The 3,221-nt window shown below is 57.5% G+C and carries 2 protein-coding genes; both read right to left on the bottom strand.

All coding sequences use genetic code 11. The features are described 5' to 3' along the window. Nucleotides 1-1,257 (bottom strand): gluconolactonase (locus HMPREF2971_RS03655; RefSeq protein ID WP_070691415.1); only part of this gene is annotated, 1,257 nt, incomplete at its 3' end. Between the two features lie 288 nt (nt 1,258-1,545). Then, nucleotides 1,546-3,081 carry an S-layer homology domain-containing protein gene (locus HMPREF2971_RS03650; protein ID WP_070691412.1) on the bottom strand — a complete coding sequence of 512 codons (1,536 nt, stop codon included), beginning with the start codon at nt 3,079-3,081 and terminating at the stop codon, nt 1,546-1,548. Nucleotides 3,082-3,221: the final 140 nt, after the last annotated feature.

Raw genomic sequence — 3,221 nt, 5'->3', positions numbered from 1 at the left:
CGGGTCGGTGGTCTTCACATCCGGCCAGGGAGAAGTTTCAGGCAGCTTCACCTCGGGGGTGCCCGCCTGAATGTACAGGGCAGCTGCGAGCTCACCGCGGGTAGCGAGGGTCTCCAGCTTCTCATCGGAAGGATCGGGCTTCTGGTTGTCATCCTTCTTGGGATCCTGAGCGTTGGGCAGGTTCGCCTCCCTGTAACCGTTCGTGCCGTTCAGGTCCAGGTCCTGCCACGCGAGTAGGGTACCGCGGCCCTTGGTGGACCTGCCCACGACCGGTGCGATCAGCTTACCGTTATTGCCGTAACCGTCGTTAGCCCAGACCTCAATCACGTACTTCTTCGAAGCGTTCAGAGTGTTTGCCGGAAGATTCACGGTACCGTTCAGGTTGCCATCACGGTACGCCGAAGACTGGGTGGGGTGGTCAAACTCGATAATGTCGCTGGTTGCCAGAACCGGGGTGTTCGAGCCCTTCTCACGAACCACGAGCTGAACGCCCCTAACGGAGTGAATATCGCCGTTAAACCCCTGGCCACCAACGTTCAGATCCTGTGATTTTATGGGGTCAGTCACAGCGTTGTAACCCAGGCGCGGTGCGAACGGCGCCGGCTTCTCACCCATAGTATTCAGTACCTGGGTGCTCACCACGTTCTTGCTGGTCCACAGCTCCTGAGCGGTCAGCGGCTTCTGATCCTTCTGTTCAGCAACCACGCGAATTTCGTAGAGGACATCGTACTTGGTGCCGCCGGTCGGGTCGTGGAAGTTGTCATCATCGATGAAGTAGTAGGCAGCAAGCTTGTACGCCTCAACCTTCAGATCAGCCTCAAAAGTGCCGTCATCGGTAACGGTGAAGTCCTGACCCTCCACGAAGCGCAGCATCTTCGAAGTCGGAATCTCGTAGCCGGAGGGCGCGTAGTTCGCGGGAGCAATGTACAGCGCCACGGTACCGTGCTGAGCACGCCACTCCTTGGTGTAACCCGCACCCTTCACATGGATGGTACCGCCCTCAGTCGTGACGAGGGAGGGGTTCACGCCGTCGTACTTGTAACCGTCAGGGATGGAAACCTCAAGGGTCGGGGTAGCCGCAGCGACCTGGTTAGCTGCCTGAGGGGTAGCGGCAGCAACAGCGGCATCAGCGGCAGGAGCCGCATTCTGAGCCAGTGCCGGGGTCATCGGCAGAACCATAGCACCAGCCAACGCCAATGCGCCGCAACCCTGAGCAGCGCGGAGGAAAGAAGACTTAGAGTTCGGAAGCGAGGACATAACACATCCTTAAAGTTGTTTCTCGCAGGGCTCTGCGGGCTCAACGGCGGGTAGGGAATTCGCCGTTGAATCTGCGCGCCCTATGAGAAAAATGGTTGGAAGCCCCGTCGGTTTCGGGGACATTTTCACCCTATCAAACCCTCCAAATGATGTCAGGGAACACTCAAGGGAGGCTTGAAGGTTTTGAGACATTTCACAGGTTGATCAGCCGGTAAAAGCTGAACCCCGTGTGCCCGAACAGAAAACCTGCTCGAGAACACGGGGTATTCAGCGTAGAACTAGTCCGCCTTACTTAGCGCGGTTCTGGAAATTGAACAGCATCTGCTCCAACTGACCACGATTCACCAGGTCCGTCGCATTAAAAGAGCCGAAATCCGGATTAATGACATACTGCTGAGTGGACCACAGAATCTCACGGTAGAACGCAGAATTCGGCTTCACATCGGTAAAGGAAGACACACCTGATACCGCCGGGGAACCCGCTGCACGGTAGGTGAACGCCGCAACCGTAGCGTTCGAAATACCGGCATCCGCGTGGAACTTACCATCAGACCAGCCGAAAGTAATACCCTTCTGACGAGCCCACACGTAAGCGGTGTAGTTCGGGTCGGTGGTCTTCACATCCGGCCAGGGGGAGACTGCCGGGAGGTTCACCTTGGGGCTACCAGCCTGAGCGTACAGTGCCGCAGTCAACTCGCCGCGGGTAGCACGCTGCTGTTGCTCCTGGTAGGTGAGCTTCGAAGTCAGGGTCTTGTATTCTCCCTTGGGCACAGTAGCATCCGTGAAGTCCGGAACACCCTCAAACTTCAGATCCTGGTGAGCCATAAGAACACCGCGGTGCTCCGGCGCCAAACCCACAATCGGGGTGATGAGGGGCCTGTCCTTCTTGGTGAGGTCGTAGTCGTAGTCGCTCCACGCCTCAATGACGTACTGCTTAGACGGATCCAGGGTGTTTGCGGGGAGCTTGATGGTGCGGTAAAGAGTGCCTCCCTCCAGGCGGGTTACGCCATCGGGACCTTCATAGTAGGACTTCATATCGCTCATCGCCAGGACGGGGGTGCCGGTGCCCTTCTCACGAATCACGTACATGGCACCCTCACGGCCAGGCAGTTCCTCCCCAACGAAACCCTCACCCTGAATCAGCAGCTCCTGATCCTTCGTAGTGTCCTTCAGGGCATCATACTTCCACTTAGGTGCCAGGACCTGCGGATGGTAAGCGCGGGTGTACATCGGGTGGTGGGCGATAACGTTCTTGCGAGCCCAAATATCCTCAATGCTCGACTGGGGCTGGCCCTTAGCCTCGGTCAAAATACCCGTCTCGTAACGCACCTCATCCAGGGTGATACCCGGGAAATAATCAATGGGAGTGTAGAAACTCTCCAGAGCCTTAGCCTTGATGGTCAGCTTTGCCTCAAAAGTGCCGTTATCGGCAATGGTGAAATCCTTACCCTCTTCAAAACGGAGCATCGACGTGGAAGGCTCAGCATTACCGGGGCGATCCTTCGTAGCAGCAATGTAGAAGACAACGGTGCCGTGCTGCTCGCGCCACTGCTTGGTGAAACCGGTACCCTTCAGAGTCACGGTGCCACCCTCGCCGGTGTACAGAATGCCGTCATAATCAGCGGAGTACGTTGGCTGTGCCGCTGCGTCCTGAGCAGCCGGCTTGGGGGTCACAGCATTTGCCGCCGGTGCATTAGCAACAGGTGCCGCATCCTGGGCGAGTGCCGGAGTCATCGGCAGAACCATAGCTCCAGCCAGCACCAGTGCGCCGCAACCCTGCGCCGCACGGAGGAAAGAAGACTTAGAGTTCGGAAGCGGGGACATGCATCATCCTAACGGGTCGTACCCACCGGGATGATGCAGGTTCATAGGGTTTCTGGGGGTGAGAAATCTCCGTCGGATCTGCGCCAACCCAATGAGAAGTGGTTGAGTATCCCCGTCGGTTTCGGGGACATTTTCACCCT

Source organism: Rothia sp. HMSC066G07, assembly GCF_001814485.1.
GTDB lineage: Bacteria > Actinomycetota > Actinomycetes > Actinomycetales > Micrococcaceae > Rothia.
This window is presented reverse-complemented; position numbering and strand designations above follow the sequence as displayed.

Excerpts from the sequence above, each read along its gene's own strand:
- HMPREF2971_RS03650 (WP_070691412.1), bottom strand. The coding sequence starts at position 3,081 with ATGTCCCCGCTTCCGAACTCTAAGTCTTCTTTCCTCCGTGCGGCGCAG.